22 protein-coding genes are annotated in these 25,885 nt (G+C 36.1%); 21 read left to right on the top strand and 1 reads right to left on the bottom strand.

Annotated features, from left to right (window positions below):
• Positions 1 to 5: 5 nt before the first annotated feature.
• The 12 genes from ACFSQP_RS01030 to ACFSQP_RS01085 all read left to right on the top strand — a co-directional run bounded on the left by ACFSQP_RS01030 (position 6) and on the right by ACFSQP_RS01085 (position 13,874).
• Positions 6 to 2,480, top strand: a complete 2,475-nt coding sequence (locus ACFSQP_RS01030; protein WP_376891137.1) for a GumC family protein — start codon at positions 6 to 8, stop codon at positions 2,478 to 2,480.
• Positions 2,481 to 2,573: 93 nt separating this feature from the next.
• The gene (locus ACFSQP_RS01035) at positions 2,574 to 3,437 is read left to right on the top strand and encodes an ABC transporter permease (protein ID WP_376891138.1); all 864 of its coding nucleotides are present in this window, start codon (positions 2,574 to 2,576) and stop codon (positions 3,435 to 3,437) included.
• Positions 3,438 to 3,816: 379 nt separating this feature from the next.
• Entirely contained in the window at positions 3,817 to 5,094 is a 1,278-nt protein-coding gene (locus ACFSQP_RS01040; RefSeq protein ID WP_376891139.1) for an ABC transporter ATP-binding protein, read from the top strand.
• Positions 5,095 to 5,898 carry a class I SAM-dependent methyltransferase gene (locus ACFSQP_RS01045; RefSeq protein ID WP_376891140.1) on the top strand — a complete coding sequence of 268 codons (804 nt, stop codon included), beginning with the start codon at positions 5,095 to 5,097 and terminating at the stop codon, positions 5,896 to 5,898.
• A complete protein-coding gene (locus tag ACFSQP_RS01050; protein ID WP_376891142.1) occupies positions 5,895 to 7,007 on the top strand; it encodes a glycosyltransferase in 1,113 nt (370 codons plus the stop codon). Before ACFSQP_RS01045 ends, ACFSQP_RS01050 begins: the two co-directional genes overlap by 4 nt.
• Before the next feature lie 36 nt (positions 7,008 to 7,043).
• Positions 7,044 to 8,015 carry a glycosyltransferase family 2 protein gene (locus tag ACFSQP_RS01055; protein ID WP_376891143.1) on the top strand — a complete coding sequence of 324 codons (972 nt, stop codon included), beginning with the start codon at positions 7,044 to 7,046 and terminating at the stop codon, positions 8,013 to 8,015.
• Positions 8,012 to 8,950 carry a DUF6625 family protein gene (locus tag ACFSQP_RS01060; protein ID WP_376891144.1) on the top strand — a complete coding sequence of 313 codons (939 nt, stop codon included), beginning with the start codon at positions 8,012 to 8,014 and terminating at the stop codon, positions 8,948 to 8,950. Before ACFSQP_RS01055 ends, ACFSQP_RS01060 begins: the two co-directional genes overlap by 4 nt.
• A 395-nt stretch (positions 8,951 to 9,345) precedes the next feature.
• Positions 9,346 to 9,597 carry a hypothetical protein gene (locus ACFSQP_RS01065; RefSeq protein ID WP_376891146.1) on the top strand — a complete coding sequence of 84 codons (252 nt, stop codon included), beginning with the start codon at positions 9,346 to 9,348 and terminating at the stop codon, positions 9,595 to 9,597.
• A gap of 94 nt (positions 9,598 to 9,691) precedes the next feature.
• Complete coding sequence (locus ACFSQP_RS01070; protein ID WP_376891147.1) at positions 9,692 to 10,822, top strand: glycosyltransferase family 4 protein; 1,131 nt, start codon at positions 9,692 to 9,694, stop codon at positions 10,820 to 10,822.
• Between the two features lies 1 nt (position 10,823).
• Positions 10,824 to 11,960, top strand: coding sequence for a glycosyltransferase (locus ACFSQP_RS01075; RefSeq protein ID WP_376891149.1), 1,137 nt, complete (start codon positions 10,824 to 10,826; stop codon positions 11,958 to 11,960).
• Between the two features lies 1 nt (position 11,961).
• Positions 11,962 to 12,987 carry a glycosyltransferase family 4 protein gene (locus ACFSQP_RS01080; RefSeq protein ID WP_376891150.1) on the top strand — a complete coding sequence of 342 codons (1,026 nt, stop codon included), beginning with the start codon at positions 11,962 to 11,964 and terminating at the stop codon, positions 12,985 to 12,987.
• A gap of 62 nt (positions 12,988 to 13,049) precedes the next feature.
• Entirely contained in the window at positions 13,050 to 13,874 is an 825-nt protein-coding gene (locus ACFSQP_RS01085; protein ID WP_376891151.1) for a hypothetical protein, read from the top strand.
• Between the two features lie 55 nt (positions 13,875 to 13,929).
• On the opposite strand, the gene ACFSQP_RS01090 is transcribed toward ACFSQP_RS01085, so the two are convergent.
• A complete protein-coding gene (locus tag ACFSQP_RS01090) occupies positions 13,930 to 15,123 on the bottom strand; it encodes a glycosyltransferase family 4 protein (RefSeq protein ID WP_376891152.1) in 1,194 nt (397 codons plus the stop codon).
• A gap of 378 nt (positions 15,124 to 15,501) precedes the next feature.
• Between ACFSQP_RS01090 and ACFSQP_RS01095 the strand changes: the two genes are divergently transcribed.
• The 9 genes from ACFSQP_RS01095 (at position 15,502) to ACFSQP_RS01135 (ending at position 25,864) form a co-directional block, all read left to right on the top strand.
• A complete protein-coding gene (locus ACFSQP_RS01095; protein ID WP_376891153.1) occupies positions 15,502 to 16,881 on the top strand; it encodes an asparagine synthase-related protein in 1,380 nt (459 codons plus the stop codon).
• 6 nt (positions 16,882 to 16,887) lie between these two features.
• Positions 16,888 to 18,030: a glycosyltransferase gene (locus ACFSQP_RS01100; protein ID WP_376891155.1), complete on the top strand. Its 1,143-nt coding sequence runs from the start codon at positions 16,888 to 16,890 to the stop codon at positions 18,028 to 18,030.
• On the top strand, positions 18,027 to 19,205 hold the full coding sequence (locus ACFSQP_RS01105) for a glycosyltransferase family 4 protein (RefSeq protein ID WP_376891156.1): 1,179 nt from the start codon (positions 18,027 to 18,029) through the stop codon (positions 19,203 to 19,205). Before ACFSQP_RS01100 ends, ACFSQP_RS01105 begins: the two co-directional genes overlap by 4 nt.
• Positions 19,206 to 19,216: 11 nt before the next feature.
• A complete protein-coding gene (locus tag ACFSQP_RS01110) occupies positions 19,217 to 20,278 on the top strand; it encodes an exostosin domain-containing protein (protein WP_376891158.1) in 1,062 nt (353 codons plus the stop codon).
• The gene (locus ACFSQP_RS01115) at positions 20,265 to 21,068 is read left to right on the top strand and encodes a sulfotransferase (protein ID WP_376891160.1); all 804 of its coding nucleotides are present in this window, start codon (positions 20,265 to 20,267) and stop codon (positions 21,066 to 21,068) included. The genes ACFSQP_RS01110 and ACFSQP_RS01115 overlap by 14 nt, the downstream gene beginning before the upstream one ends.
• Positions 21,065 to 22,123: a glycosyltransferase family 4 protein gene (locus tag ACFSQP_RS01120; protein WP_376891162.1), complete on the top strand. Its 1,059-nt coding sequence runs from the start codon at positions 21,065 to 21,067 to the stop codon at positions 22,121 to 22,123. The genes ACFSQP_RS01115 and ACFSQP_RS01120 overlap by 4 nt, the downstream gene beginning before the upstream one ends.
• A 10-nt stretch (positions 22,124 to 22,133) precedes the next feature.
• On the top strand, positions 22,134 to 23,465 hold the full coding sequence (locus tag ACFSQP_RS01125) for a glycosyltransferase family 2 protein (protein ID WP_376891164.1): 1,332 nt from the start codon (positions 22,134 to 22,136) through the stop codon (positions 23,463 to 23,465).
• 180 nt (positions 23,466 to 23,645) lie between these two features.
• Positions 23,646 to 24,743, top strand: coding sequence for a glycosyltransferase family 4 protein (locus ACFSQP_RS01130; protein WP_376891166.1), 1,098 nt, complete (start codon positions 23,646 to 23,648; stop codon positions 24,741 to 24,743).
• Complete coding sequence (locus ACFSQP_RS01135; RefSeq protein WP_376891168.1) at positions 24,740 to 25,864, top strand: glycosyltransferase; 1,125 nt, start codon at positions 24,740 to 24,742, stop codon at positions 25,862 to 25,864. Before ACFSQP_RS01130 ends, ACFSQP_RS01135 begins: the two co-directional genes overlap by 4 nt.
• The last annotated feature ends 21 nt before the right edge of the window (positions 25,865 to 25,885 follow it).

Below are 25,885 nucleotides of genomic sequence, written 5' to 3' on the forward strand. Positions count from 1 at the left end.
TAATTATGGCAGTATACGACTATGATGATTTAGATACCGCTGGCGGTGGCAATTTTAACTTCGACTTTAAAGGCTTTTTATTTAAAATTTTAAGTCTCTGGAAGTTTATTCTGGTATGCGTCTTAATAGGTTTGGTGGTAGCCTATTTTATAAATGTGCGCAAACAAAATGTTTACCGCTTGGAGTCGTTAATAAGCGTAGAAAACGATCAAAATCCTTACTTTTCAGCCAACACCAGTATATCTTTTAATTGGGGAGGCGTATCGGGCAAAATGGGGAAAACCATAACCACCCTACAAACACGTACCCACAATGAAAAGGTGGTAGATTCCTTAAAATTTTATTTAAGTTATTTTAAAGAAGGACGCTACCGCAAAGTAGATATTTACAAAAACGCACCGTTTATATTTCAGCCCGATAGTGCACAGGCGCAAGCTTTAGGACATTTTATAGGGCTTCGCTTTGTAACCGACGATAGCTTTGAAGTTTTTACAAATTTCGAGCATGATGCGGTTTCAGGGCAACGATACGATACCCGACAGCGGCAACCGGTTACCACACCCGTAGGCCCATTTACCAAAGTTTTTAAAATAGGGCAGGTAATAAATTTGCCTTTTTTACACGGCATTGTTACCTGGCGTGACGGCAGAACAGCTAAACCAGGCGACACCTATTTTATTCAGTTCTCTAATTTTGATGCTGTGGTAAGTAGCTACCAACGTAATATTCGGGTAGCGCCCTTTAGTAGCTCGTCTGCCTCTGTGTTGCGTTTAAGCTTAACGGGCACCAATAAAGCCAAAATAGTTGATTACCTAAATACAACGGCTATTATTTTAAGTGCTTTTGAACTGGAGCGGAAAAATTTATACTCCACCAATACTATAAAATTTATAGACAGCAGTTTGCAAGCTGTTAATAGTAATTTAAAGGATTTTACAGACGAAATGAACAGCTTTCGACAAGAAAATAAGGTGTTTAACGTTTCGGATGAAATGACCAATGTTTCTAGCAAGTTAAAAGAGCTGGAAATACGAAAAGAAGCAGAACTTACTAAACTCAACTATTTAGAAGCTTTAGAAACCTATTTACGCACGAAAACCGATTACAGTAGCATAGCAGCACCCAGTTCTGTGGGAATTGATGAAATTAATATTCAAAATAGCGTTTCTAAAATTACAGCACTTTCTATAGAACGGCAAAGTTACGAGTACAGTACCCGAGAAGGTTCGGCTATTTTTAAAGATTTGGACAGGCAAATAGATGCGGAAAAAAATGTGTTATTAGAAACTATTTCGGCTACGAAAAATACCATTCGTGTTTTAATGAATTCACTAAACAGCAATTTGGCAAAATTAGAAGCTAAATTGAGTAGTTTACCCGAAAATCAGCAAGAATTTCTAAAAATTCAACGCAAGCTAGATATTAGTCAGGAGGCCTATAATGTATATATGGATAAACGCAGTGAAGCGGCCATTATAAAAGCTGCAAACGTGTCCGATATTAGTATTATAGACGAAGCTAAAGATATTGGCGGTGGATTAATAGGTCCTAACAAATCATTAAATTATATGATGGGACTATTGTTAGGTTTTTTTGTGCCCATAGTTTTAATCTTTATTGTGTTTGTTTTAGATCATACCATTCACGGCTCGGAAGATGTGGAGCGCCTATCTCATATTCCTATTTTGGGCCTTATTGGAAAGTTTAAACATTCCAATAATTTGGTGGTATTTGAAAAGCCTAAATCGGCAGTAGCCGAATCCTTTCGTGCCATTCGTTCTAGTTTGCAGTTTGTATTAAATAAAAAGAAACAGGAAGGTGGTCGCACCATTTTAGTAACCTCGTCTGTTAGTGGCGAGGGTAAAACATTCTGTTCCATAAATATTGCCACGGTTTACGCATTAAGTGGTAAGAAAACCATTTTATTGGGCTTGGATTTACGAAAACCTAAAATTTTTGACGACTTTGCGTTAACCAATAAATTGGGTATTGTAAATTACTTTATCGGGGAAACTGATTTTGAATCGGTTGTTAATGCCACCCACATTGCAAATTTAGATGTGGTAACCTCTGGACCTATCCCACCAAATCCATCGGAGTTGTTAATGAGCTCGGATTTGGAAGATTTAATGCAAGACTTGCGGCAACGCTATGATATAATAGTATTAGATACACCTCCCTTAGGTTTGGTAACCGATGCTTTGGAATTGGTTAAGCATGCGGACACCACCTTGTTTATGATTCGGTTGGATTATACTAAAAAAGGCATGCTTCATTTAATTAATGCCAAACACCGAAATGGCGAAATTAAAAACATTCATTTTGTATTAAATTTTTATAAACACAAATCAAGTCAGAACTACGGTTACGGCTATGGATACGGTTACGGCTATGGCTATGGGGTTTACGGTAATGCGTACCACGAAACCGAATCTAAAGGTCTGTGGAGCCGAGCAAAAAGGTTTTTAAAACGCATTTAGCTAGGCCTTCAAACCGCAACCCAGGGCTGCAAATGATGGTAATTAACAAGCTTCCATTTGAATTTGTGGTAAGAAATAATAAACATTTCAATTGTGCATACAAATAAAGACGACAACTGGCTATACACTATAACGTCCAAACGGAAGCTAATAGACTTTAATTTTGCCGAAATTTGGCGTTACCGTGACTTGCTTTTTTTGTTTGTAAAGCGCGATGTGGTAACCGTTTATAAACAAACTATTTTAGGCCCGCTTTGGTATTTAATTCAGCCATTATTTACCGCCTTAACATTTACACTTATTTTTAATAAAGTAGCCAATATAGAAACAGGAACGGTACCACCATTCTTGTTCAACCTTGCTGGAATTTCTATCTGGAATTACTTTAACACCTGCTTAACAGCTACCAGTGATACCTTTAAAGCTAATGCCGCTATTTTTGGTAAAGTTTATTTTCCGCGAATTATTGTTCCGCTATCCATAATTATATCAAACCTATTAAAATTTGGCATACAATTGCTTATTTTTATTGCCTTTTACCTGTATTATTATCTTAATGGAGCTGGTATTCACCTAACAAAAGCCGTGGTGTTTTTTCCGCTTCTTGTTTTGCTTATGGGCTTATTAGGGCTTGGATTAGGCATGATAATTTCCAGTTTGGTAACTAAATACCGCGATTTAAAATTTTTAGTAGGTTTTGGTGTGCAGTTACTTATGTATGTTTCGGCAGTTATGTACCCCTTGGCCTTAATGCGCGAAAAATTGCCTCGCATTGCATGGTTGGTTGAATATAACCCGCTGGCCTATATAATTGAAACCGCAAGATTCATGTTATTAGGTTCAGGAACTTTTAGCTGGTTTGGCGTTTTATATACAATAGCTGCCACAACAGTCATTGTTTTGTTGGGAATAATTATTTTTAACAGAACCGAAAAAACCTTTATTGATACGGTTTAGTTATGAAAAATGAGTGATGATTAGTGAGAAGCAAGCCAGTGTGTCGCTATATGTGTTTAGGGATGGTGAGTGGATTAAGGATGAATTCATGCAGTTTTAGATTGAAAAGATTTAGATGTTTAAAAAAAAATCATGAATTTAGAGATTTTAAATGTCCATTCAACTTCTAAATTACCAATTTTAGAACATTTTAGACCTGTTAGTCAAATGCAACATGCGGCGGTTTCCAAGCCATTAAATTGCGCTTAAGCTGCTGCGAGAAAAAATGATCACGAGTTTTTACAAATTAAAGTATGGCTTTAAGCGTTTAGAAATTAGTTGAAAAATATATAAAAATAAAGAATGTTATTTACATTCAGGAATCACGAATCACAAAATAATGAGTGTCATTTTAAAAGCTGAAAATATTAGTAAACAGTACCGATTAGGTATTGTTGGCACCGGCACAATTAGTCATGATTTAAATAGGTGGTGGGCTGGTATTCGCGGTAAGGAAGATCCGTATTTAAAGGTAGGGTCTGTAAACAACCGTAGCACCAAAGCGGATAGTGATTATGTTTGGGCCTTGCGTGATATTAATTTTGAGGTGCAGCAAGGCGAAGTGTTAGGTATTATTGGTAAAAATGGGGCTGGAAAAAGTACGCTTCTTAAAATATTAAGTCGGGTTACAATACCGACAACAGGCGAAATAAAAACTAAAGGTCGCATAGCCAGTTTATTAGAAGTGGGCACCGGTTTTCACCCCGAATTAACAGGTCGCGAAAATATTTATTTAAATGGTGCCATATTGGGGATGAGTAAAGCCGAGATACGAGCCAAAGAAGAAGAAATAATCCAATTTTCTGGTTGCGAACGCTATGTAGATACACCTGTAAAGCGGTATAGTAGTGGTATGCGTGTGCGTTTGGCTTTTGCCGTAGCCGCCTTTTTAGAACCTGATATTTTAGTGATTGATGAGGTGTTGGCTGTTGGCGATGCCGAATTCCAAAAAAAGGCTATTGGTAAAATGCAAGATATTAGTCAAGGCGATGGGCGCACCGTGTTGTTTGTAAGCCATAATATGGCTGCCGTAAAAAGCTTGTGCACGCGGGCTATTGTATTGGAACACGGAAAAACCGTTTTTGAAGGCGATACGGATGCGGCTGTGGATTTTTATTTGAAAGTAAATGAGGAAAGTAAAAGTTCTTATATTGGAACAAGGAAAGAACGTTCAGGAAGTGGGGAAATCACTATCGATAAAATATTGCTTTTTAATAAAAGCAACGCACTTGTTAATTCTGTCTTGTCAGGTGATTTTTTGAAAATGCGCGTAGAATTTAAAATAAAAACTTACATCTCAGAAAGATTAATTTTTGGGTTTTCAATTAACGATTATCACAATGTTATGAAGGTGATGATGGTTTCAGATGAAATGGAAGTAGATGTTAATTCACTTATTCAAAGAGGGTATATCGATATTTGTTTTAATCGATTAGCTTTGCGAGGAGGTGATTATAACTTTCAGTTTATTCTATCTAAAAACACTACAGCTGAAAGAGATCATGTGGACTATATTGATAGAGCCTTTCGTTTAAACGTTTTACCCGGAGATTTTTTTAATATTGGTAAAGTTAATAGAAAATATAACGCTTTAATTGTTCCATGCGAATTTAAGTAAATGAAAGAATCTTTAGATTATTATAATCAATTTGATAAAAAACTGATTAATGATTACGTAACAGGAAATAGGCGTATTATTAGCGCAATTAAAAGATTGAGTCAATTTATTCCGGAAAATTCTGGTTCCGTTTTGGATATAGGTTGCGGCATAGGTTGGAGTAGTCATGAGTTTGCAAAAGCTTTTCCAAATTCCCAAGTTTTGGCAGTGGATTTAAGTCCGGTATTAATAGAGACAGCTAAAAAGCTTTTTGAAAATCAAAAAAACTTATTTTTTAGATCGTACGATTTGACAGAAGGATTACCAAAAGGTAAATTTAATGCCATAGTTATGATTGATGTTTATGAACACATACCACTTTCGGATAGGACGGACTTTCATCATGCACTAAAAAACAAATTAGATGTAAATGGGCGTGTCATTTTAGCTTGTCCATCCAAATACCATCAGAACTTCTTAAAGCGATATAACCCTTCTGGGCTTCAACCAATTGATGAAGATGTGGATTTTGAGACGATTAGAACTATAGCTAAAGATATTGACGGTGAAATTATTTTATTTGAATATCAGGGTATTTGGAACAATTATGATTACCTATACGCAGTTATAGAGTTAAAACCTCAATATGGTGATAAAACGCGAAAGATAAAGCTAGATGCTCTTGATGTAGAACCAAAAAGTAGCAGGGTTAAGCGTGTAAATTCAAAACTCGATATTTTTATTGAAGCCGAAAATAAGGATATCATCAAAACCATGAACATAAGGTCCATACTGAAACGCTTAAAGAAAAAGTTTAATTTATGAACATAGCTATTTTTACACCCAGTCAAAATCCGTATTCTGAAACCTTTATTCAGGCTCATAAAAATTATCTAAATGACACTGTATTTTATTATTATGGAGGTCTCGGACAAATGAAACTGGAGGGGCAGACAAAGTTAGTTAGCAAAGCTACTTACTTGGGTTATCGAATACGTCGGAAATTGCATGGTTATTCTTATTCTCATTTAAATGAGCAAGTCATACTTGCCTCGTTAAAAATAAATAAAATCGCGGTTATTTTAGTAGAATACGGCACACACGCTTTTAACTTACAGGCTTTATTAAAAAAAAGTGGTTTGCCCATTGTTGTGCACTTTCATGGTTATGATGCCAGTGTTCATGATGTGGTTAAAGCATGCCATAGCCACCAAACTATTTTTAGTTTAGCCTCCAAAATTATGGTTGTTTCCCTAAAAATGAAACAGATGTTGCTAGCGCTAGGCTGCCCAGAGGACAAACTGGTTTATAATGTTTACGGGCCAAAGCCTGAATTTGAATTACTTAAACCGAACTTTTCTAAAAAACAGTTTATTGGAATTGGGCGTTTCACCGATAAAAAAGCACCCTATTATACCATAATGGCTTTTAAAGCGGTAGCCAATAAACATCCTGATGCTCAATTGCTTTTGGCAGGTGATGGTGTGTTGCTTAATATGTGTAGAAACCTTGTTAAGCATTTTGGTATTGAAAATCAAATTCAATTTTTAGGCGTTATTACTCCGGAAGCTTATCAGAAGCTATTAGTAGAGTCGTTGGCTTTTGTGCAGCATTCTATAACAGCTGGCAATGGCGATATGGAAGGTACACCATTAGCTGTTTTGGAAGCTAGTGTGGCTGGTTTACCTGTAATTTCTACATACCATGCGGGTATTCCAGATGTTATTAAACATGGGGAGACAGGATTGTTGTGTGCGGAGCATGATGTAAAGGTCATGGCTAAACATATGTTGCAGGTGTTGGATGATGTTGCCTATGCTCGACAATTAGGAGCCGCAGGAAAAATACATATTTTGGATCATTTTAGTATGCAACGACATATTGAAGCCCTACAAGACATTTTGGAACAAGTCGTTAAAGATTATAGATTATAAATTGATACTTGTATATTAGTACCATAAAACGTTTTCATGTCCGTGCAACCACTAGTTTCCATAATTATCCCCACTTTTAATCGCGCTCATTTAATAGGTGAGACCTTGGATTCGGTATTAGCACAAACCTATACTAATTGGGAGTGTATAGTAGTTGACGATGGGAGTACGGATGGTACAGAAGCATTACTTAAAAACTATACAGCCAAGGACAGGCGCTTTCAATACCATAAACGACCTGACAATCATCTGCCAGGTGGGAATGGGGCTCGGAATTACGGGTTTGAGGTGAGTTCAGGTGAGTATATTCAGTGGTTTGATAGTGATGATATTATGCTGTCTAGTTTTTTGTGTAAAAAATATATGAAATTTAGTAATAAAGTAAATATAGTTTTTTGTACTGGTTTTTCGGTAGACAAAGAATTGAAGAATAAACAATTGAAACAATTACCCTTAATTAAAAATCTTTTTAAAGAATATGTTTGTTGGCAAACTAATATCATGCTTCCATCACTAATGGTTAAAAGAAGTTTTCTAGTTGAAAAATCTTTGTTTAATGAAAATTTATTACGTGGACAGGAAAATGATTTTTTTTCTCGCTTATTTTATAAATTAAATACCGAAGATTATACTATTTTAAATGAAGGCCTATATCTGTATCGCCAACATAGTAAATCTAAAAGTTATGAGGATAAACAACAATTTGTTAAAGGATATAAGGAATCCCTATTTCAAGTTTCTCTAAATAATTTGAATCGAGGTATTGTTTTGAATGATTTGGAAATTATAAATTACCATTATCAAATTATAATACACTATTTGTTTGATTGTATTTATAATAAAGAATTAAAATTGGGGTGGTCTTTTTTACTTAAAATCGCTAGGGTATTTGCTATTTACGCTAAATTATTTACCGCGCAGTTATGGTTTTGGATTAGTTTATTTTTATTAAGTAGTAGGACTATCTATAAAGTTGAAAAACGGATAAAAAATAAGATTTTTAAATGAAAACCATCCTATTAATAATACCCTATTTTGGGAAATGGCCTATTTGGTTTGATGCTTATTTAGTTTCCGTAGCCGCCAATCCTAGCGTAAATTGGTTATGCCCTACGGATTGTGATATACCTGAAAAACACCCGGAAAACATCCGTTTTTTACCAACCACATTAGCAGTATTAAATAAACACATTAATACTGTTGTGGATACACAAGTACCCTTGAGTCCGCGTAAGTTGTGCGATTTGAAACCTGCTTATGCCGACATATTTGCAGACGAAATAAAGGAATACGATTTCTGGGGCTTTTGCGATATGGATATTATTTGGGGCGATATCCGAAAATTTATTACGGATGGTATGTTAAAGGATTACGATATTATTTCTAGTAGAAAGGAAAACATATCGGGTCATTTCAATATATTCCGCAACACTAAACTAATTAACACGCTTTATAAACAATTACCCAATTATAAAGGACGCTTTGAAATACCAGAATTTCAATGGACAGATGAGATTGTCTTGTCTAACTTTATAAAATACGACCCTGCTTTTAAAGCGTTAAATTTACGTGTATATTGGTCTCGTGTTCTGTGTAATCAAGAAAATGGCATGGATTCCCATCAGGAGTATTATTTAGATAGATGGCTATGGCGAGATGGACAAATGCTAAACACAAAAAGTCAAGAAGAAATTATGTATTTGCATTTTATTAACTGGAAACGAACCCTATCACATTCGGAAATAGATTATTTGGGTGCTATGAAGCCTTTTTACATTAGTTATACCCGCATGCATTATAAACCTCATTCTAGTTTGATTATAAGGTTTAATAGCTTAAATAATGTTTTTAATGGGTATCGGGTTAGAGAAAAGAGGCGCCACAATAAAAATAAATTTAAAAGCTTGATGAAACGGGTTAAACGTAAACTTAAATTAGATTAATGTTTTTATTTACACATATAGAAAAATAGGCGGGTATTTCATTTAATCATACGTTATCTCATACCTACCCTATATATTTTTAAATTGCGAAAAATAAATTTGGGCGCTATGAAAAACGAAATGACTTGAACGCTTTACAATATGAAAAATAATGCGCTATCAACCTTCTGATATAAAAGGTTACAGCGTGCAACTAAATTTAGATTTTTATAAACCGGCTAAAAAAACACATTTTTAAGAGAACCATTAGAACGCTATATGTCTCAACTTAATCAAATGAAAGACAGAGGTTGGACACATTCTATTAATCATTTTTTAGATAATGAGTTCTATTATAATTTTATGTTTGGAAAAATAAGTGGTAGTGATGATTTAATTTAACTAAAAGATTATTATTGGATTTTGATTTTATTGCTGATGTTAATCAATACATAAAATCCTTAAATTATTATAAAGAAGCCTTAAACGTTAAGTTGATAGCAGAGCTTGCGCAAAAAAAACAAAGGAACAAGCGTTCCGATTATCTTGGTTTTTCCTATTTTAAAAATGAGCAAAAAATAAGACTAGAGATGAACAATACGATAGACTTAAGATTGTATGACAGCCTTTTACTCAATAATTTAGAATTTCAAAACTATAAATTCTAGATAGGAATAAAAAACTATCAGAAATAAAAAAGAAACTTATTCGTAAGTTAAAAAAGCACAAAAAAGAAACCATTATTAATCCAATCCAATTAGCGTGAAAAAAATAGCGTTACTCCATCCTTTTTCAGCCCAAGCCATTGGTTTACATGAGCAGGATCTTTATTTTTCGCACAGTAAACCGCATGAACAAGCTTTACGGGCACTACAAAAACAGGGATTTGCTGTAAGCATAGACTATTTTACAGGGCGGCTTTTTACCTACACTAAAAACTGCTTGGGAATAAAAAAACGCTTTTGGAGTGTAACCAAACCAATTTTTAAAAAAAGACATGGTTGGCGCAAGCAGTACTCGCTTTTTCATTATTTGAGTACTATAATATGTCCTGCCGATGTTACTATAATTAATATGTCCGGTCATGGTAGTCCGTATTGTTTTAAGCTTGCTCAACTTTTAGTTAAAAAACAAAAACCCTATATAGCTTTGATAGGGGGTATGCATGTTGCTAATAGTTTGAAAGCAAGCTATTATTATAAAAATGCCCACCACGTGCTGGTGCATACGGCTGTTCAAAAACAACAATTAGCGCAGCAAGCTATTTTTAAAAATCTTGATATTCGTGTTATGCCATTGGGCGTAGATACTACAATTTTTGTGCCTATTGAAAAAACACTAGAAACCATAGAACTGCTATATGTGGGGCGTATTTCGCGTTTAAAACAAATAGAACTTTGCTTGAAAACGCTTGCTTATTTAATAAAACAGCAGCAAAAACCGGTGCACCTTAAAATTATAGGACCAATAAGTGACGGGTGTTATTATGACGAATTACAAGTTTTGGCTAAAGATTTGAACTTAGAACCGCATCTTACTTTTGAAGGAACTGTTAAACAAACTGATTTGGTGCCTTATTACCAAAAAGCTAGTCTTTTGTTACTACCCAGTGCACACGAATCCTTCGGGATGGTCATGGTTGAAGCCATGGCTTGTGGCACACCCATTATTGCAATGGCAGGTGCTGGAGGTCCCGATGAATTAGTCCAAAATGGTGTCAATGGTTTGCTTTGTTCCAAATCTGAATTTAGTGTCCTAACAGCAGCACTAGTTAAGGATGAATTTGCATGGCGGACACTGGGTAAGAATGCTAGGCAAAGTGTTTTGAATCAATGGAGTTTAGAAGTAACCTGTATAACTATGGAAGAATCCGTAAATAGTGCTTTAAAATAATATGAAACCAGCTTATACTATTGTACTATACACGCCACAGGAATTAAACCATGCTTCTAATATCCAAACAGGGCTGTTTGAATTAGAAAAGCTAAAGGTCCTAAATACAAAAATAGTTTTAAGCATAACTGGACGAAGAGGCCGTCTAGTGGTAGGTGATGATGAAGTAATCAGAACCCATCAGGCAAACCCTAAAGTTTCTTTCTATGAGTTAATAATTCACGCTTCAGGCGCGCGTATTTCATTTGCATGCGACCTTTATGATCATGCCAATCAATTTTCAGAATACGCTTTTAATCACTGTGACTTTGTTTTCAAGCGCAGCTATGAAACTAAATATGTAAACAAATTGCCAAAGGCTTTTCAAAGTAAATTGTATAAATTGGGTTTGTGTTTTGGTGTACGGTCTAAATTTAAAACTCAAAGTATGTCTACGTTTTATAAAGGTTTAATTTTAAGTAATTTAAAATTAAACATAAAGCCAGATCGTTTGCTGTTTAAACGGTTGGTACATACCTATAAAGCGCAATTAAAGCATTGGAATTTTATTTTAACCGCTCGAAATTTAGAACGTTTTGAAGATTATACAAAACCAAGTAATGCCACTGTTTTCTTCCAAACGCGCTGCTTTACGAATGAAAATGATATAGACGTTTTACAAATACACCAACAGCGCTACCATATTATAAAATTATTACGGCAAGCTTTTCCCTACCAGTTCCAAGGCGGTTTTATTAAGTCGCCGATTGCCATGGAGAAATATTACGATGCTATTTCAGATGTGCCAGCAGAACCCGAGTTATATTTAAATGCTTTAAAACAGGCTAAAATTGTTATATATACAAGAGGCTTGGCAAATTCGACGGCTTGGAAAATGGCCGAATACCTGTCGCAAGGTAAAGTCATTATAGCCGAAAAACTGACTACCGATTTACCGGTACCTTTAGTACATGGCCAGGAATTATTATATTTCGAAACGGATGAGGAGTTATTAGCTGCTATTACATTAGTTTTAGAAGATGATGTATTAGCTGATATGCTTTCTAAAAAAGCGCGTGCTTATTTCGAGACCCATGTTCATCCCGTTAAAAATGTTAAGCGTATATTGGAACTAATGCTTTCTAAACCATTGTTTTAGTTTGAAACCCATATTTATACATCACCGCTCCTCACACCACGCTGTTAATTCGGGCTATAGCCGCCTTATCGACTTTTATCAACCTGCAACTGTTGTGTTAGGGCAAGCCAAATTACCTTATAAAGTCGCAAAAGTACTTGGTCGTTTTGTAAATCAGGAAGCGGGACTTTATAATTCCAGTAGTGTATTTAAAGAGTTGGAACTATTACAGGTTTTAAAAAAATCCAAAAACGAACAGCAAGTGGTACATTATTTAAATGCCGAGCGTGATGTTCGGTTTACGGTGCAACAAGGCACACGATTTAATAAAACGGCTTTCTGTGGTAGTTTCCACAAACCACCTAAAGTATTAGAGAATCATTTTAAAAGTTCCAAATACATAAAGCACCTAGATGGCGCTGTAGCTGTTGGAATAAATCAAGTGGATTACATTCAAGATCGCCTTAAAATTAAAGAGGTAACTTATATACCGCATGGCGTAGATACGCAGTTTTTTAAACCCAAAACTTGGAAAAATCCTGTTCCAACCCTTTTGTTTGTTGGGCAACATTTACGAAATTTTGATTTATTTAACAGCTGTATTCCTGTTATAGCCCAACAAGTACCCGATTTGAAGGTGGAAGTGGTTATGCATAAACCCTATATAAAACAAATAAAACCACAACCTTATATTCAGTTTTTTAGTGGACTAGACGATCAAGCCTTAAGCTTAAAATACCAGCAGGCTCATGTATTATTTTTACCTATGATAGATGGAACAGCTTGTAATTCTATTTTGGAAGCTATGGCTAGCGGTTTACCAATAGTTACAACCGATGTTGGTGGAAATAGCGCATATTTAGAGGGGTCTGGTGCCATTCTAGCACCCCCAAAAGATGCCAACTATTTAATTGATGCTACCGTTTATTGGTTAAGGTATGAGCAATTATTACAAGATATTGCTATTAAAACTAGAGCGCATGCATTGCAGTATGATTGGAAACGAGTAGCTGATTTGGTAAAGGCGTTTCATGGAACGCTATTTTAATTAAATATTATTGGATTATAAAAAACAAGAATTTTTAATGCTCCAACAAGTAAATTTAAAAAATGAAAGAAAAAGGATATTTATATGTGGCTAATAGACCGAAATTTGTAAATGAAGCCATAACATCTGTTACTTCATTAAAAAAATACAACAAGGAAGAAAGTTGTCTTATTTGTCCTCAAAACGTTTTTACTAGTGAATTAAATAATTTTTTCGATATCATTATAATTAACAATGAAATTGAAAAATACACGTATTTATCTAAAGTTTTAGGACTTAACAAAAGCCCATTTGAAAAAACAATTTTTTTAGATTCAGACACCTTTATAACTGATGAAATTTCTGAATTGTTTGATCTATTGGATTTTGTTGATATCGCCACCACAAGTGAAGAGAATTTGCATACAACAGAGCCGTTTGATTTTAAATATCGAGAGATATTTCCTGAATTTAACAGTGGTGTAATTGTGTATAGGAAAAACAAATCAACGCAGACGCTTTTTATAGATTGGTTTAATATATGCCAGGAATATGGAATTATTAATGACATGCCAGGTTTAAGAGAAGCAATGCTAAAAAATTTTGATAGTATCAAGTATTCTATTTTGCCTCAATTGTATAATACTCATGGATTTAAAACTATGTTGATTTTATACAATAAAGTTAAAATAATACATGAACGTTTGGGGTATAAAAAAGGTGTAATTGTACCACATTTTCAATCATTTGAGAAAATGGAAAAATTTGCAACTAAAATAAATAAAAAACATTACAAGCGATTGTATATTCCTAGGGTTGGGATTATATCATATCGTTATAGTCCTGAAAATATTCTTTTATATCTGAAAAGAAAATTAAGATATAAGAAAGTTTCAAAGAGTTTTTAATTAGGTATCAATAATTTTTCAAGAAACAACTACGTATCGAGGCATATGACAGCTATTATTTTTTATATATATTTTCATAAAATGTCAAAAACGTCGCCATATTCGTTTCCGTATTAAATTTTGTTTTTATCAAATTATGAGCCCGTTGGATTTGTTGTTGTAAGTTGCTTATGGGTAAGGCATATAACTCTAAAATGGCTTGTGCCATTGCTTCGGGGTCTCGGACTGGCACTAGAAACCCCGTTTTGTTCGGGATTACCACCTCGCTCATGCCACCGCAGTTGGTAGAAATTACCGGTAAACCAATCGCCATAGCTTCCAATACCACATTGGCAATTCCTTCTTCCAAACTGCTTAATAACAGAGCATCTTGATCTTGCATGATTTTTATGAGTTCTGCTTGTTGCACGTTGCCCCGCAATGTAACCTGCTTTTGTAGACCGAGTTCTGCAATTAAAAATAGTAATTCCTCATCGGGAGTATCCATCCCTATAATTTGATAGGTTACCGCAAAGCCTTGTTTTTTTAATGCTGCAATGGCATAAATAGCATCGGGGTAGCCTTTAATCCAATGCGGTCTGCCTACGGATATTATTTTAAACGGTTTGCTTATTCTTTGCTGAATAGGTTGGTAGGCGTCTAAAAATACCTGAGGCACTAGGGAGTGAATAACGGTTATTCTATCAGGTGGAGCACCATATTTTTGGGCTTCAATACCTATGGCATCGGATACTGCGTGAAAGGCTGTTACCTGCGGAAAGTTTTTACGGTAGCTCTTGGCTAATGCTCTGGAGGCAATTGGCGAATAGTTAATATGTGCCCCACGTAAGCTTAAAATAATGGGAATGTTATACTGGATTTTTAACAGCATAAATTCTTCCAAACTCTTGGCCCATTGGATATGAATTATATCGGGTTTGTATAGCACCATGGGGAGTAGTCTGGAATAAGCCTGCCATTTCTTGTAGGCGGATGGATGTTTGTTAACGTCTTTTAATAGATGCCAGAGGTCTCTTGGTCGCCTAACCACCAGTTTTAAACTACGCCATGTGTTATATAAAAGTTTTAAGCCGTTGCCCTTTGGGGTTTTGTGTATTATAATATTAGTACTATTGTAATTAACGGCTTTAGTTTGACTACCAAACAGAATGACCTGATGTGTTTTAGCCACGGCTTTTATGAGACTTTCAATAAAAGTAGTACTTGGGATTTGCCCAGAGTAAATGGCTATTTTGAGTTTTTTAGACACGTGCTGGTTTGTTTCAAATATCGATTGGAAAGATAGTGAAAAGTTGGTAGTTGCAGGAAATTATTAATTAGGTAATCATGAACAAAATCCGTCCATTAGCTATCCTGACGCGGGTTTATTTATCCCTCTTTTAGCAACCGGTAAGCTAACTTTGTTTGGCTTTTAAGTATAGATGGTAATTTGCTTATTACTCTAGTTAGAAACTAGTTTTTTAAAACAGTTGTAAAAAAGGTTGATTTATGACAAAATCTTATTATTTTCGAGGTTAGTAGCTGTAAAGCAATCTAATTAAATCAATATACTTGCCATAACTCTATTTTGAAAATAATAGAAACACCCATTATTCCCCTAAAGCAATCCTTTGCGAAACGCACTGGTATGGAAAGGGCGATTGACAGAAAAGCCATCTGTATTTTTGCGGCTACAGGCTTCTTTTTGGAAGCGGATACCTTTTACACTGATGAACAGGTTTTGCAGCCCGGTACGAAGTATGTTTTGGATGCCGATGGACAAATAAAAGAACAGACCGTCAATTTTAAATGGTTCCATAAACCACGAGATATATCCTTTCAGACGGCTTTGGACGAGTTTACCGATTTGTTTGAAACCATAGTCCAAGAACAAACAGGTAGCAACCCCGTAATATTACCGCTGTCTGGTGGCTTGGATAGTCGGAGCCAGGCGGTAGCGCTTAAACATATGGGCGCCGATGTGCATAGTTATTCGTATTCGTTTGTTGGTGGTTTTAAAGAACATAAAATAAGCGAACATATAGCAAAAGCCTGTGCTTTTCCTTTCACAGCTTTACAAATTCCGACCGGGTACTTATGGGATGTTTTGGATGGTGCGGCCGACATAAATAAATGCTACTCCGAGTTTACTCATCCGCGGCAAATGGCCGTTTTAGAAAATCTTAAACAAATTCCTGGCGAGTTTTCGTTAGGGCATTGGGGCGATGTTTTTTTTGATCGGGGTATTGCCAAGCAAGATGCACACCTATCGGAACTGGGCCTGATTTATAAAAAAGTAATTAAAAAAAGTGGACTAGCGTTAGCTAGTGCTTTGTGGCAATCTTGGGATTTGGAAGGGGATTTTGAAGCTTATTTAAAATCCCGTATTCAAGAGCTATTACATCAAATACCTATTGCCGATACTGGGGCGAAAATACGGGCTTTTAAAAGTTTGTATTGGGCGCCACGATGGACCTCAGTCAGTTTAAGCTTTTTTGAAGCCGCGCATCCGGTGAATGTACCGTATTACGATGATAAAATGTGTAAGTTTATTTGCGAAGTACCCGAAGCCTATTTAGCCGATAGGCAGTTGCAAATAGCCTATATAAAAAATAGAAACCCCAAAGCAGCCCGTATTCCGTGGCAAGGACAAATGCCTTATAATTTATATACCTACCAGAATAACAAGTCGCCTAACAATTTACCTTATCGTATACGGACTAAATTGAAGCGGGAAATAGAGGCCTTACTCGGCAAGAAATACATTCAGCGCAATTGGGAGTTACAGTTTTTAGGCACCAAAAATGAGACGCATTTAAAGCGTTATTTGAATGAGCCGTCTTTTTTAGACTTTGTAGGTATGGATGTGGTAACTAATATGTATGATAAGTTTAAACATGACGATCCGGTATTTTATTCGCACGCGGTGAGTATGTTGTTGACTTTGGCGGTGTGGTATCAGAAAAAAGAAGGTTCAAAAATAACAACTTATAAGGAGAATTTAAAACGTGATTTTGAATCACACTAAAAACAGATGTCTAAAAAAACCCGTATTCTATATAGTATTCCTAATTTTGATACTGCAGGCAGTGGGAAGGTTGTTCGCGATTTGGTACAAGGTTTAGATAAAACAAGGTTTTCCCCAGAAATTTTAGTCATGCATACAAAAGGTGCGTTTTTTAAAGAGGTGGAAAAGCTAGGTGCTCCTATTCATGTCTTTCCTTATGAAACGCCTTATAAGCCGTTTTGGTCCTTTCCGTTTCGCTTACTAAAAGTTGTTCGCTTTTTTAAAAAGCATCAATGGGATATTATACATTCATGGCATTGGAGCTCTGATTTTTCAGAAGCTTTAGCTGCTAAATTAGCCGGCATTAAATTTGTTTATACTAAAAAAGCCATGGGCTGGGGGAATAAAGCTTGGCATTGGAAATCGGTATTAAGCAGTCAAGTCATTGCCATCAATGAAACCATGATGACGGCGTTTTTTACCCCCATGCCTAAAGTAAAGGCTATTTATTTACCATTGGGCTTGGATACGCACACTTACAGTCCACAAGCTAAAAATAAAGCAATACAACAAGCTTATAATATTGGTGAACAGGATTTTGTGGTTATTTCTGTTGTTAATATGGTTCCCGTAAAAGATATTGAAATATTAATGGAAGCAGTGCTTAAAACGCAATTACCAAATATAAAGTTACTTTTAGTGGGTAGTGACCAGTCGGATTATGCAAAAACTTTGAAAGTTAAATATGCAAAAGCCCATTCGCAAATTATTTTTACTGGAAAGCAGTCGCAGGTACAGGATTATTTGTCTGTTACAGATATTTTTGTAATCCCTACGAAAGAAAAAGGTGAAGGTATGCCTATGGCTCCTGTAGAAGCAATGGCTATGGGAATTCCTGTATTGGGATCTCGTGTAGCAGGTATAACAGATATTCTAAAAGGTTTTGAAAATCAGATTTTTGAGGCTGGCGATACCAGTGCGCTTTGCCAACTACTTATAGACTTTAACCGCATGGAACCCTTGGAGCGCCAGCAAATAGGCAGCGCTATGCGAAAAAAAGTTTTAGAGCAATATAATTTTGAAAGGTTTATCGGTTCGCGAGAGACTTTGTATGAAAACCTTATGGCTAAATCGCTAAATAAAAATATGAGAACAACCCAGCAGCTATGAAAAAAATAGGACTCGTACTTTCACAACCGCCTAGCTATTCGGAAACTTTTTTTAATTCTAAAATAAAAGGACTGAAAGAAAACGGACATACGGTGACTTTGTTTACAGGTCCCTGTGTAACGTCCTACAAAGCATGCACCCATAAAACCAGTCCAAAGCTTTATGCCTTTTTACCGCAGCAATTACTCAATATGCTTATTGTAGGGGTTCAGCTATTGCCTTATTTAAATCGGGTGACTAGGTTTTATGTTTTGGAAAAACAAGCAGGTAGCTCAACGAAACGTATCATTGAAAAAGTCTATTTAAATGCCCAGTTATTAAAATTTAAAGGCGATTGGTTGCATTTTGGATTTGCCACTCTAGCTATAGGTCGAGAACTAGTTGCCAAAGCAATAGGCGCAAAAATGGCGGTGAGCTTTAGGGGATACGACCTAAATGTGTACCCCTTAAAGCATCCAGATTGTTACAACTTGTTATGGCAGCATGTGGACAAAGTGCAATCCATCTCTAAATATCTTTTAGCAAAAGGATATGCGTTGGGGCTGTCAGCAAAAATTCCTTATGCTATTATTACACCTGCTGTGAATTTAGCGACTTTACCTTCAAAAAATATTAATACTTCTGAAAACCTATTTAAAATAGTCACTATTTCACGGTATAATTGGATAAAAGGGATGGATTATTTAATAGAAACCGCTACTCATTTAAAAACGGCAGGTGTTGCCTTTGAATGGCATGTTATTGGCTCCGGAACAGCCGATGAAATGGAGCGCTACGTGTTTCACATCCATCAAAGTGACTTGGAACAGCAGCTTATTTTTAACGGAAAGCAGTCCCATTCCAAAACTTTAAATATTGTAGCTACTGCCAATTTATATGTGCAAACTAGTTTAAATGAAGGGTTTTGTAATGCTATTTTGGAAGCACAGGCATTAGGTGTTCCCTGTGTTGCTTTTAATGTTGGCGGCATACCAGAAAACATAAAAGAACTAGAAACAGGTTGGTTGATTGTACCTTATGATACAGCAGCCATGGCAGAACGTATTACAGCTTTTATGAGCTTGCCAAGCGCAGAAAAACAAAAGCTAGCAGACCAGGCCATAGCACGTGTGCAGACACATTTTAGCTTGGAGGCACAAAAGCAAGCATTTAATGAATTCTATATTAAAAAATAGAAATCAATCCTATGAAACTATACTACCCCAAACAACATTACGATGCCTCCCAGCGCGGTCAGGTTTTTCCATTGCTTAAAGCATTTATAAAGGGAGCTGACTTTACAGATGCTCAACGCCAAGCGATGTATAGTGTTAGTGAAACGGATTATAACTTTGTGGATAATTTAGCCGATGCAGAGGTGGTTGTTTTACCCATGTCTTGGAATTATTATGTAAATGAAAACAAACAACATCTCGCTTTGGAGCTCATAACTTCTGGTGCTAAATTGAATAAGCAAGTTTGGCTGGTTCTGTTAGGCGATGTTGGGCTTCCCATTCCTGTCTTGCAAAATACCATTGTTTTTAGAACTAGTGGATATCGCAGGAACTTACCAGCTTGGCATCAAGGTATGCCTGTATTTATTTCAGACCCATTAAAAGCTATTTATAATACCGATGCACTTGAAGCACGCGATTATTCAGAGCGCCCACGTGTTGGTTTTTGCGGTTTAGCGAGCCCGAATAAATGGGACGCCCTTAAAACACGTTGTAAAATTGCTTTAAAAAACCTTGGCTACGTTAGTAAACTATATAAACCAATCCCTGAAGCCATACTGGCTGCGCCTTATTTTAGATACCAATGTTTGAAACCACTAATAGCAGATGATAGGATTGCCGACAATTTTATTTTAAGAAATAAATACCGGGCTGGTGCAGAAACAAAAGCGACCCGAGAGCAAACTACCGCAGAGTTCTATAAAAATATAAAGGATTCTGATTATGTGCTTTGCACTAGAGGTGCAGGTAATTTTTCTGTAAGACTCTACGAAACCTTGGCTATGGGTCGTATTCCTGTTTATGTGCATACAGATGGACTATTACCATTATCCGACAAAATTGACTGGAAAAAGCATGTTGTATGGGTGGAAAAAAAGGAAATTTCGGATATTGCTGAAAAAGTGCTAGATTTTCATAAGACTTTAAATCAGGAGAAGATGCAAACTTTATGTATATCAAATAGATTTCTTTGGAAAGATTATTTTCGTATCGGAGCTTTTTTTAATAAATATAGTAAAGATGTCTCAATTTAAATTTTTTAGCCAAGATGTAAACAGAATTGTTGGAAAACAAAGATATCGCTTGCTCTTTATTTGGATGAATAGAAATTTCTGGGGTGTATTATTATATAGAACCGAAAGGGGTTTTTATTTGCTGTTGGGAGAATCCTACCGATTTTTTCGAATTGTTTTACTTCCTTTTTTAAATTTGATTCAGGCTTATTCCAACGTAGATATACATTACAAGGCTGACATTAAAGGCGGTTTACTGGTGTTACATGCTTCTTTAGGCTGTGTTATTTCTGGTCAGAGTATCATTGGAAAGAATTTAACGCTTACTGGCGGTAATGTTATTGGAATAAAGAAAAAGTGTGAAAGCGGTTCTTTTAAAATAGGTGATGATTGCACATTGGGTGCAAACGCCGCGGTTATAGGGCCTTTAATTTTGGGAAATAAAATTATAATAGGAGCATCTTCATGTGTTGTTACTTATTTTGCGAGTATTCGGATTCCATTGCACCAAAAAATTTATCAGGTACCCTGTGCGGATGGCTATGAGTCCCGGTATTTAGAGGTTTATGAAAAAATGAACACGGAGATTTTAGCGTTCTTTAAAAACAAACCTAATTTTTTAGTCATGGAAATGGGTGTAAATTTTGACTATACCACGCTTTGCACTTTTTTAAATATAGAAACGATTCCTGAAGACGCCTTCCCGCATGCTAGAAATAATAAGAAACGTAAATTACCAAAATATAAGCTATACCGAGATTTGAGATCTCTATATTGGAATTATAAAAAGGATTATAAATACTATAAATGATTATTTTACTTTTTTATTCGCGAAACCAAGGTTATTTATCTCAATTTTTTGAGGAGGTATCCGTGCGTTTGGCAGATGACCGTCATGAGGTTCATAATTTTTCGCTCAAATCTGAAGCCTATACAGAAAGTAAAAATAATGTACACTTAACCGTAGCGCAAAAAGGGGGCTATTTTAGAAATTATTATGAAGTTCTTAAAATTATAAAAACGGTAAAACCCGATGTCGTTTTATCGAATTTCAGTTATGTTAATCCAGCATTGCTTTTTGGGAAATTATTTGGCGTTAGGAATAACATTATTTGGTTTCACTCCTTAAATGCGCAGACTGGCGCTACTACAACTAAAATTTTTGTAAAGCGTCTGTTTTTAAAGTTAGCAGACATTGTTATAGCTAACTCGCATCATACTAAATTGGAATTGCAATCTGCATTTCATGTGCCCGTCCATAAAATTAAAACCGTGCCATTTTGGTCTCCAATAGCGGGAAAAGGTAGGGCCAAGCCAAAACCGTTTAATTCGGTTAATCTTCTTAAAATAGGTTGTCCGGGTCGCCTGGTAGGCCATAAGAATCAAGGCATTGTTTTAGATGCATTGGCTTATTTTGATAAAAGCCATTACCAGTTGCATATTGCAGGTACGGGTTCTAATCAAACACGATTAGAAACACAAGCAGCGGAATTGGGGATTGACAGTCATATTGTTTTTCGTGGTCATTTATCGGCAACCGCAATGATTAGCTTTTATAAGGAAATGGATTTAATCATATTACCAAGTTTGGCGGAAGCTTTTGGACTGGTGTTTATAGAGGCTATATCTTTGGGGACGCCCGTTCTTGTGTCGTCCAAATTTGGAGCGCTTACATTTATGGAACCTACGGAAGCGCTACAACAGATTACATTTAATCCGTATTCAAAAGACTCGCTTATTGAGAAATTAAATCCTTATTTTGAGAATAAAGGTTTACCTTCAGATTATTTTAAGAAGTTGTATTACAACAATTTTGACAAACATACAATTTATAGCCGTTTAAAAAATATCATACTTACTGAATAAGTAAATAACTATGCCATTCCACCTCCTAAAATACTTACAACCCACCCATTATTTTGCTTTAAAAAAGCGTGATGGGGCTTTTGTGTTTCCTGTGGTTGACCAGTTACCAAGTGCTATTACAAATCAATTAGAACCCGATACTAGTTTTAAAAGTGCTTTGTCACAGACTTATGATCTGTCCTGGCAGGCTATACAAAAAGGCTATATAGGCGATGCGGCTACTTACCAGCATTTTGAAGCCTTGCCTTTGGCGGATAACTATCGTTTCATACGCAAGTACTTTCATCTGGCTTGGGTGGTGTATGTGCTTTTATTTCGATTTGCCAGTTTAAAAAATCCGTTTAAAGAATGGCGGGCTTTTTATGGCAGCAGGCACACCGCATCTAGTTGCTATTTAGAAACTCCACTTGTACATACCGCTTATGCTGGTTTTGAAAGTGACCTGCTTGCCAGGCAGCCCAAGGTGTCTGTTATTATTCCTACTTTAAACCGTTATGTGTTTTTAAAAGATGTGTTAAAAGATTTGGAAGCACAAGACTATACGAATTTTGAAGTATTGGTGGTAGATCAATCCGAACCTTTTCAGCAAGCGTTTTATGAAGGTTATAATTTAGATATTCAAGTAATTCGTCAAGACCAAAAAGCCTTATGGTTGGCACGCAATACGGCTGTTAAGAAAGCAGCAGGAGATTATTTGTTGTTCTTTGATGATGATAGTCGCGTAGATGCTAAATGGATTTCAGCGCATATAAAGTGCCTGGATTATTTTAATGCTGACCTGTCTTCAGGGGTTTCTATTTCCAAGGTAGGCGCGGAGATTCCTGCTAATTATAGCTTTTTTAGAGTTAGCGATCAATTAGATACCGGGAATGTACTTATAAAAAAGACGGTGTTTTATAAGATTGGTTTGTTTGACCGCCAATTTGAAAGGCAACGTATGGGTGATGGAGAATATGGCTTAAGATCTTATTTACAAGGGTTTTTAAACGTCTCTAACCCGCAAGCCAAACGCCTGCATTTAAAAGTCGATTCTGGCGGCTTACGCGAAATGGGAAGTTGGGATGCGTTTCGAACTAAAAAATGGTTTGCTCCCCGGCCATTGCCAAGTGTACTGTATTTTTTTCGGAAGTATTTTGGTGATAAATTTGCTATACTAGCCGTAATAAGGACAGTTCCCTTTTCTATAATACCCTACAAATACAAAAAAAATAAAGGCATGATGTTACTCGGAGTTTTTATTTCCATATTATTATTACCACTTGTATTTATTCAAGTTATTAAATCTTGGAGACTAGCGAGTACGAAGTTAATCGAAGGCGCCAAGATTGATAGTCTCGTTTGAAAAGCAAAGAGCGGAAAGTTGCTATTAAGGTAAGGTAATATGGAGTTTTGGCTTTTTTATAGTTGCTGCGCCTTTTTTTTTGTGAAATCTTCCGATTTTTGCTGAAGCAAAAATCACCTTCTTTCATTTGAGGGAAGGAGCTGTTTTAAAGTTAAAAGTAAAGAGCAAAAACACCTAAAATTGAATAAAAAACGCATACTTTTAGTAACTTCCGAATTCCCGCCACAACCGGGTGGTATAGGTAATCATGCTTATTATTTGGCGCTTTATTTAACTAAAAAAGATTTTAATGTTACCGTAGTTGCCGATCAGCGCGATAGTGAAAATGCTTCCGAAATAGCGTTTGATGCCGCATTGCCTTTCGCCGTGACGCGAATTGCTATAAAAAGGTTTCGGTTTTTAATGTATTTTAATCGGGTGGTGAAAACGCTTTCCGGTTTTAAAAAAGCCGATACCATTATAGCTACCGGTAAGTTTTCTTTGTGGGCGGTTGCCGCTTGCTCTTTATTGTATAAACGGCAAACTTTAGCAGTTTTGCATGGTACAGAGGTTAACTTTAAGTCGCTTATGCTGCGAAAATCCATCAATTTGGCACTTAAACAGTTTAATAAAATTACAGCAGTTTCCCGGTATACACGGCAATTAGTAGCGCATTTGGAAAAGGAAGTAACGGTAATTCCAAATGGTATCGATTTAAACGCATGGCCACAAACCAAGGAAGCAACCAATAGCTTACATGGGTTTCCTATAATTACAACGGTTGGTAGGGTAAGTGAACGAAAAGGGCAAAAGCAAATTATTAAAATACTACCCGAACTATTAAAACAGTATCCAAACGCTCAATATCATTGCGTAGGCATACCAACAGAAGCACCTCAACTTCAGGAGTTAGCTGCTAATTTGGGGGTAGCAAATCACGTTAAATTTCACGGCGCTTTAACCCATACTAATTTGAAACATGTTTTAGGAGCCACAAATATTTTTGCTATGTTAAGTGTAGAAAGCACCTCTGGAGATATTGAAGGTTTTGGTATTGCAATACTTGAAGCCAATGCTATGGGGATTCCAGCTATTGGCTCCCGAAACTGTGGTATAGAAGATGCTATAAGCAATGGTTATTCTGGGTTTTTAGTAAGCAGTAATCATGGTCAAGAATTTTGTGTGGCAGTAGCTCAAATTTTAAGCAAGGAGGCAGCATTTAAACAGCAAGCGCGCCATTGGGCAGAACAACACGATTGGCAGCAAATTATTAAAAAATATGTAGCATTAATATCTTGAAAAGTTTAACCATTATATCGCACACAGAGCATTACCTAACAGCAGACGGTATGGTAGTTGGATTAAGCGCTACCGTAACCGAAATTAATAGTTTGTTAGCTGTTTTCGATAGTATTATTCATGTGGCAATGTTGCATCATACGCCACCACCAATTGGTGCCATTCCGTATATTTCAAATCGTGTAACTTTTGTAGCATTACCTGCTGTTGGTGGCCCAAAATTCCGTGATAAATTAACCATTCTTAAACAGCTGCCAAAAATACTGGCGCTAGTAAACAATTCGGTTAGGCAAACAGATTGTTTTCAATTTCGAGCACCAACAGGTATAGGCGTGTTTGTAATTCCTTATTTAATCTGGGGGTCGTCCAAAAAAGGTTGGTTTAAATATGCAGGGAATTGGAAACAAACACAGGCACCATGGTCTTACCGGTTTCAAAAATGGTTGTTAAAACAGCAATCGCGTCGTGTAACCATGAATGGCTATTGGCAAAATGAACCAAAGCATTGCATACCTTTTGAGAATCCATGCTTAACGGAAGCAGATATAAAAAAAGGCGCTGTAACTGCCGTTGAAAAATCAAATTCAGACTTACTTCATTTTTGTTTTGTAGGGCGTTTAGAGGCTGCTAAAGGTTTAAACTTACTTCTGGAAACGGTGCGGGGTTTAAACGATACAATGCGTAATAAAATAGCAGCAATTCATGTTGTAGGTACCGGAGCTGGTTTAGAAGTCTATAAACAATTTGCGGTAAAATGGGCATTGCCCGTAGTTTTTCATGGTTTTTTGGAAAGAAATGCCGTTCATGATATTTATAGGCAGTGTCATGCCATTATATTACCATCGGCCTCCGAAGGGTTTCCAAAGGTTATTGCCGAAGCTATGAATTTTGGTTGTATTCCCATTGTTTCCAATGTATCGGCTATTGGTCATTATATTGAAAACAATAAAAACGGATTTTTAATTCGTAATCTGGATGTTCCAGGTGTAACGGCAAGTTTGCATCAATTTATGACATTAAATGCCCAAAATTATAAACGTATACGTATTTGTGCGCGACAAGATATTTACAAATTTAGTTACGCCTATTATAACCGCCGTATACAACAGGAAATATTATAATGCATAAATCTGGTTTTTCCT

The organism is Bizionia sediminis (genome assembly GCF_042684585.1).
Classification (GTDB): domain Bacteria; phylum Bacteroidota; class Bacteroidia; order Flavobacteriales; family Flavobacteriaceae; genus Algorimicrobium; species Algorimicrobium sediminis.

Bases quoted from the DNA above. Each gene is read 5' to 3' on its own strand.
- ACFSQP_RS01030 (WP_376891137.1), top strand. From the start codon at position 6: ATGGCAGTATACGACTATGATGATTTAGATACCGCTGGCGGTGGCAAT.
- ACFSQP_RS01040 (WP_376891139.1), top strand. From the start codon at position 3,817: ATGAGTGTCATTTTAAAAGCTGAAAATATTAGTAAACAGTACCGATTA.
- ACFSQP_RS01045 (WP_376891140.1), top strand. From the start codon at position 5,095: ATGAAAGAATCTTTAGATTATTATAATCAATTTGATAAAAAACTGATT.
- ACFSQP_RS01050 (WP_376891142.1), top strand. From the start codon at position 5,895: ATGAACATAGCTATTTTTACACCCAGTCAAAATCCGTATTCTGAAACC.
- ACFSQP_RS01055 (WP_376891143.1), top strand. From the start codon at position 7,044: ATGTCCGTGCAACCACTAGTTTCCATAATTATCCCCACTTTTAATCGC.
- ACFSQP_RS01060 (WP_376891144.1), top strand. From the start codon at position 8,012: ATGAAAACCATCCTATTAATAATACCCTATTTTGGGAAATGGCCTATT.
- ACFSQP_RS01075 (WP_376891149.1), top strand. From the start codon at position 10,824: ATGAAACCAGCTTATACTATTGTACTATACACGCCACAGGAATTAAAC.
- ACFSQP_RS01085 (WP_376891151.1), top strand. From the start codon at position 13,050: ATGAAAGAAAAAGGATATTTATATGTGGCTAATAGACCGAAATTTGTA.
- ACFSQP_RS01095 (WP_376891153.1), top strand. From the start codon at position 15,502: ATGGAAAGGGCGATTGACAGAAAAGCCATCTGTATTTTTGCGGCTACA.
- ACFSQP_RS01100 (WP_376891155.1), top strand. From the start codon at position 16,888: ATGTCTAAAAAAACCCGTATTCTATATAGTATTCCTAATTTTGATACT.
- ACFSQP_RS01105 (WP_376891156.1), top strand. From the start codon at position 18,027: ATGAAAAAAATAGGACTCGTACTTTCACAACCGCCTAGCTATTCGGAA.
- ACFSQP_RS01110 (WP_376891158.1), top strand. From the start codon at position 19,217: ATGAAACTATACTACCCCAAACAACATTACGATGCCTCCCAGCGCGGT.
- ACFSQP_RS01115 (WP_376891160.1), top strand. From the start codon at position 20,265: ATGTCTCAATTTAAATTTTTTAGCCAAGATGTAAACAGAATTGTTGGA.
- ACFSQP_RS01120 (WP_376891162.1), top strand. From the start codon at position 21,065: ATGATTATTTTACTTTTTTATTCGCGAAACCAAGGTTATTTATCTCAA.
- ACFSQP_RS01125 (WP_376891164.1), top strand. From the start codon at position 22,134: ATGCCATTCCACCTCCTAAAATACTTACAACCCACCCATTATTTTGCT.